This window comes from Desulfurispora sp. (assembly GCF_052744395.1).
This window is the reverse complement of record NZ_JBRAJI010000074.1, coordinates 1-6042: the sequence shown is the minus strand read 5'-3', so window position 1 is coordinate 6042 and position 6042 is coordinate 1. Positions and strand designations below refer to the sequence as shown.

Sequence of the window (6042 nt, the reverse complement as noted above, 5' to 3'; positions counted from 1 at the left end):
TCTCAACCGGGGCTGGCGCGGACGTCCTGTCCGCGCCTCCCGGCCCGCTACCGCAGCCTCGCCGGGTGCTGCAGCCGGTGCTCCGGACGGGCTCGCACGGGATTGGCGCGCCCGAGCGCGGGATGCGTACCCGTAAGAAGCGGGATTGGCGCGCCCACTTGTTACCGACCAGCCAGACATGGCAGTGTCCGGGCGCAACCCGCGATTGTCAAATGCCCGCAGTGGCTATACTATATAGATGACTGTTTTACCCGCCGTCCGCGGCACAAAAGCCGGGCAATTTTTCCAAAGGAGTCCTGTAATCATGCAACTGCGAGAAATACTGCGCGACATAGAACCAGTATCCTGCACCGGTTCCCTGGATGTGGAGGTCAGCGGCATCTACTATGATTCCCGCCGTTTGCAGCCGGGCGGACTGTTCGTGGCCATTCCCGGCCTGAAGCAGGACGGGCACGACTTTGTCCCCGCCGCGGTGCAGCGCGGGGCGTTGGCCGTGCTGCTGCAGCGGGAGCTGCCCCTGCCCCCCGGCGTAACCCGGGTGGTGGTGGCCGACAGCCGCCGGGCCCAGGCGCTGGCGGCGGCCAATTTTTACGGCCGGCCGGCCCGGCAGCTGAAAATGGTGGGCGTTACCGGTACCAACGGCAAGACCACCACTACCAGCCTGGTGTACCAGATCATGCGCCGGGCCGGCTGGCGGGCCGGGCTGATCGGTACCATTCACAATTTGATTGACCAGCAGGTGTGTCCCGGCCAGCACACCACTCCCGAGGCCGCCGACCTGCAGGCTCTGCTGGCCCGCATGGTGCAGGCCCAAGTGGCGGGTGTGGCCATGGAGGTGAGTTCCCACGCCCTGGTCCTGGAGCGGGTGGCCGGCTGTGACTACGACGTGGCGGTTTTTACCAACCTGACCCGCGATCACCTGGATTTTCACCGCAACATGGAGGAATATCTGGCAGCCAAGCTGCGCCTGTTTGAGGGACTGGCCCGGAGCCGCGGCAAACCGGCGGGCCGGGCGGTGGTCAATCTGGATGATCCTCATGCCCCGCAGGTGATCGCTGCTGCCGGTGACGTGCCGGTGCTCACTTATGCTGTAAACCAACCGGCCGATGTACAGGCCCGGGATATTGAAGTAACGCCGCGGGGAGTATCTTTCACCATTGCCGGCAAATGGCCGGTGGGGCGGGTGCGTTTGGCCCTCACGGGCCTGTTCAATGTCTACAACGCCCTGGCCGCATTTGCTGCCGGGGTGGCTCTGGGTATCGATCCGCAGCTCTGTGGGCAGGCTCTGGAGAGCGTGTCCGGCGTGCCCGGCCGCTTCGAGCTGGTGGACCGGGGACAGGATTTTGCCGTGGTGGTGGATTACGCCCACACCCCGGACGGGCTGGAAAACGTGCTGCAAACCGCCCGCCAGATCACGGCCGGCCGCCTGATTACCGTCTTTGGTTGCGGCGGTGACCGGGACAAAAGCAAACGCCCCCTCATGGGCCGGGTGGCGGCCCGGCTCAGCGACCTGCCCGTGCTCACCTCGGACAACCCGCGCACCGAAGATCCGCTGGAAATTATCCGCCAGGTGGAGGAGGGCGTCAGCCAGCTGCTGCCGCCGCAGCAGTACCTGGTTATCCCCGACCGCCGGCAGGCCATCCGCCGGGCCATCGCTTTGGCCCGCAGTGGTGATACCGTGCTGATTGCCGGTAAGGGACACGAGGACTACCAGATCATTGGTACCACCAAACATCACTTCGACGACCGGGAAGAAGCTGCCGCGGCGCTGCAGGAAAGGCTGGCCGGGCAGTCCGGCCGGTAATGGTCCATAATGGCAAAATAAACATATTATACATTTAATGGAGGAAATTACGTGCTGCAGTCCACCATCGCCCGGGTTATTCTGGATATCTGGCGCTGCCTGCCGCGGGTGGGCAGCGGGGCCACGGCGCTGCGCCTGCTGTTGCCCGGCGGCACCGCGATCAACCTGCCGGCGCCGGCCGCTTCCCAGCCGGAATGGCTGTCGCTGCTGGAAGGGTATCCCATCCTGCAGGCTCCCTGCACCGGTGTGAGTACCGATTCGCGCCGCGTTGCTCCGGGGCAGGCTTTTTTTGCTCTGGCTGGGCAGAATTTTGACGGCCACCAGTTTGCCGGCCAGGCTCGGGAAAAGGGCGCCGCTTTGCTGGTGCTGGCCCGTCCTGTCCCCGGTCTGCCGGACGACTCTGTGGTTTTGCTGGTGCCCGGTGTACTGGCCGCCCTCCAGGCGCTGGCCCGCGCCCGCCGGGAGCGCTGGAACCGGCCTTTGGTGGCGGTAACCGGGAGCACGGGCAAAACCTCCACCAAGGATTTGCTGGCCGCCGCCCTGGCCGGCCGCGGCCGGGTCCTGAAAACTTCGGGAAACTACAACAACGAACTGGGCGTGCCCCTGACCCTGCTGCAGCTGGCTCCGGAACACGACATGGCGGTGTTGGAGATGGCCATGCGCGGCCGGGGGGAGATTGCCGCTCTCTGCCGGGTGGCCCGGCCGGATGCCGGCATCATCACCAATGCCGGACAGGCGCATATTGAAAGGCTGGGATCACCGCAGGCGGTGGCCCGGGCCAAGGCCGAGCTGCTGGAGCACATCCCGGAAAAGGGCTTTGCCCTGGTGCACGGCGACAGTCCCCACCTGCCCGAACTGGCCGGGCTCTGCCCGGGTCGCGTATATTTTTTTGGGCAAAGCCCGCACTGCCACTTCCGGCTGCTGCACTGGCAGTCCGCCGAGGAGGGCAGCCGTTTCACCCTGACCACCCCGCAGGGCGAGCAGTCCTACTCGATACCTCTGCCTGGACTGCACCAGGTGGTCAACGCGCTGGCGGCCGTGGCGGTGGCCGGTTTGCTGGGACTATCCCCGGAGGAGATTCAGGCCGGTCTGGCCCGGGCCAGCCTGTCGGCCATGCGGCAGGAGATTGTGGAAAAGTCCGGGATCAAATTTATTAATGACGCCTATAACGCCAACCCCGCCTCCATGCGGGCCGCTCTGGAAGCACTGCCCCTGTACAGTGGGGGCAGGCGCCGGGTAGCCGTGCTGGGCGACATGCTGGAACTGGGGGCGTTTTCCGAGGCGGCCCACCGGGAAATAGGCCGCCTGGCCGCGCAGTGCGGCCTGGACCGGCTGGTGGCTGTGGGGCAGGCGGTGGCCCACCTGGCGGAAGCGGCGGTGCAGGCCGGACTGCCCGCTGCACGGGTGGTGCATTTCCCCTCTCTGGAAGCCGCCTGCGCGCACCTGACCGGGCTGCTTAAGGCCGGTGACTGTGTGCTGCTCAAGGGTTCCCGGGGTATGCGCTTAGAACGCGTACTGGAACTGTTTTAATGGCAGTGCCGGATGGGGGCTGGCGCGGGATTAACATCCGCGGACGTGCTGGGCAAATTAAAAAAATACGCTGCAGAGCCGGCAGGCCGCAGCGCTGTCTATCATTGACACAAGGAGAACCACCATGTGGCAGGACTATCTCATACTGCTCAAACCGCTATTGCTTTCTTTCATGATCACAACTTTTTCCGGCATTTTTCTCATCCCCTGGCTGACCCGGCTTAAATTCGGCCAGCAGATTCGCCACGAAGGGCCGGCGCGGCACCAGAGCAAGGCCGGTACGCCCACCATGGGCGGGATCATGTTCGTGCTGGGCAGCACGGCGGCCACTCTGGCGCTGGCCTGGCGAGAGCCCGCGGCCTGGCTGGTGCTGCTGGCTTTGCTGGGCTTCGCTCTGGTGGGCTTTGCCGACGATTTCATCAAGGTGGTGCGCCGCCGCTCCCTGGGGCTGCGGGCCCGGGAAAAACTGCTGGGCCAGTTGCTGGTTTCCCTGCTGCTGGTGGTCCTGGCGCTGCTGTTGCTGCAGCGGGGCAGCCGGGTAATTCTCCCTTTTAGCGGTTTTGCCGTTTCCGGCGGCGTCTCCGTAGAACTGGGCGCGGTATTTTATACCGCCTTCGCTCTGCTGGTAGCCGTGGGAACCGCCAACGCCGTCAACCTGACCGACGGGTTGGACGGATTGGCGGCCGGTGTCACCGCGCTGGTCAGCGCCTTTTTCGCCCTGCTGGCCGTGCTGAAAGGTCAGGGCGGTGTGGCCGTGAGCATGGCCGCCCTGCTGGGCGGCTGTCTGGGTTTTCTGGTCTACAACCGTCACCCGGCCCGGGTATTCATGGGCGATACCGGCTCGCTGGCCCTGGGGGGTGCTCTGGCCGCAGCGGCCATCCTGCTGCAGGCCGAGCTCTTTTTGCTGCTGGCCGGTGGAGTGTATGCTCTGGAAGCCCTTTCGGTGATCATTCAGGTGATCAGCTACCAGAAATTCCGCCGGCGGGTGTTCCGCATGAGCCCCCTGCACCACCACTTCGAGCTGGGCGGCTGGAGCGAAAACCGGGTGGTGGGCGCTTTTAGCGCCTTGACGCTGCTGCTGTGTGTGCTGGCCCTGCTGGGGGCGTACCGTTTGTGAGCGGACAGCTTTAGAAGATGTAATCCTGTCGCGGCAGCTGTCCAAAGCGAGCGATTTACGGGGCAACGGTAACACACAGGCACGGCCCGCAGCCGCGCCGTAGTGCCGTCGCTGCGCAGTCCAGCGAGCGTGGACACTGCTGCGCAATCGAGAAGTGAGAAGTGAGAAAGGAACGATCAACATAACATGAACTGGCAGGAACAAAACATACTGGTGGTAGGTGCCGGCAAGAGCGGCCAGGCCGCGGCCCGCTTTCTGCTGCGGCACGGTGCCGCCGTCACTCTGACTGACAAAAACATCAATCCTCCCGGCCCGCCGGTCCTGCAGGAACTGCAGCAAAAAGGCGCCCGGCTGGCGCTGGGGGAATACCCGCCTGTGGCCGGCGGCGGTTACACCCTGGTGATCACCAGCCCGGGCGTGCCTTTGAGCGAACCTCCGCTCCAGGAGGCCCGGCAGTACGGCCTGCCCCTGTGGGGTGAGCTGGAGCTGGCCTGGCGGGTGACCGGGGCGCCGGTAGTGGCGGTAACCGGCACCAACGGCAAAACCACCACCACCACTCTGCTGGGCGAGATGAGCCGGGCGGCGGGCTGGCGTACCCTGGTAGCCGGCAACATCGGTCTGCCCCTGGTGGAGGAAGTGGAAAACTACGGTCCCGGCGACCTGATTGTGGCCGAGGTTTCCAGCTTCCAGCTGGAAACCGCCCTTACCTTCCGCCCCCGGGTGGGGCTGGTGCTCAACCTTACTCCCGACCACCTGGACCGGCACGGCAGCATGGAAAACTACGCCGCCGCCAAGGCCCGCATTACCTTGAACCAGGGTCCGGAAGACTATCTGGTGCTCAACCACGACGATCCCTGGACCAGAGCCATGGCCCCAAACACCCGGGCCCGGGTCATATTTTTCAGCCGGCGGCATACCCTGGAGCAGGGAGTGTTTGTCCGGGAGGGCCGGGTGATCGCCCGCCTGGGCGGCCGGGAACAGGAGATCATGCCGGCAAGCCAGATCCGCCTGCCCGGCCAGCACAATCTGGAAAACGCTCTGGCCGCCCTGGGCGCCATGCTGGCCCTTTCCGTGCCGGCGGCTACCCTGGCCGCAGTGCTGCGCGACTTCTCCGGGGTGCCCCACCGCCTGGAAAGTGTGGCCGAAATCGACGGCGTGCTCTATGTCAACGACTCCAAAGGCACCAACCCGGATGCCAGCAGCAAGGCCGTGGCCGCCTACGACCGGCCGCTGGTGCTGATTCTGGGCGGCCGCAACAAGGGCAACGACTTCCTGCCCCTGCTGCAGCAGGCCGCGCCCAAACTGCGCGCCCTGGTGGTGGTGGGCGAATGCCGCCGGGAGATCATCCAGGCGGCCCGTCAGGCCGGGATCAGCCCGGTTTACGAAGCTGCGGACTACCGCCAGGTAGTGGAACTGGCCCGCCGGGCCGCCCGGCCGGGCGATGTGGTGCTGCTGTCACCGGCCTGTGCCAGCTGGGACATGTTCCGCAACTTTGAAGAGCGCGGCGAGCACTTCAAACAGCTGGTGCGCGCCCTGGCCGGGCCGGAGGCCGCCCCGCCGGCGGACACGCCGGGCGCCGGCTGAGCCGCAG

At 65.6% G+C, this 6042-nt stretch carries 4 protein-coding genes; all 4 read left to right on the top strand.

The features are described 5' to 3' along the window. The first annotated feature begins 304 nt into the window (after window positions 1-304). The 4 genes from ACUVTU_RS13015 to murD all read left to right on the top strand — a co-directional run bounded on the left by ACUVTU_RS13015 (window position 305) and on the right by murD (window position 6035). Entirely contained in the window at window positions 305-1804 is a 1500-nt protein-coding gene (locus ACUVTU_RS13015) for a UDP-N-acetylmuramoyl-L-alanyl-D-glutamate--2,6-diaminopimelate ligase (RefSeq protein ID WP_445890383.1), read from the top strand. Window positions 1805-1855: 51 nt separating this feature from the next. Next, entirely contained in the window at window positions 1856-3334 is a 1479-nt protein-coding gene (locus ACUVTU_RS13010; RefSeq protein WP_445890382.1) for a UDP-N-acetylmuramoyl-tripeptide--D-alanyl-D-alanine ligase, read from the top strand. 124 nt (window positions 3335-3458) lie between these two features. Continuing rightward, window positions 3459-4451 (top strand): phospho-N-acetylmuramoyl-pentapeptide-transferase, encoded by a 993-nt coding sequence (gene mraY / locus ACUVTU_RS13005; RefSeq protein WP_445890381.1) that lies wholly within the window; start codon window positions 3459-3461, stop codon window positions 4449-4451. A 186-nt stretch (window positions 4452-4637) separates the two neighbouring features. After that, window positions 4638-6035 (top strand): UDP-N-acetylmuramoyl-L-alanine--D-glutamate ligase, encoded by a 1398-nt coding sequence (gene murD / locus ACUVTU_RS13000; RefSeq protein ID WP_445890380.1) that lies wholly within the window; start codon window positions 4638-4640, stop codon window positions 6033-6035. Window positions 6036-6042: the final 7 nt, after the last annotated feature.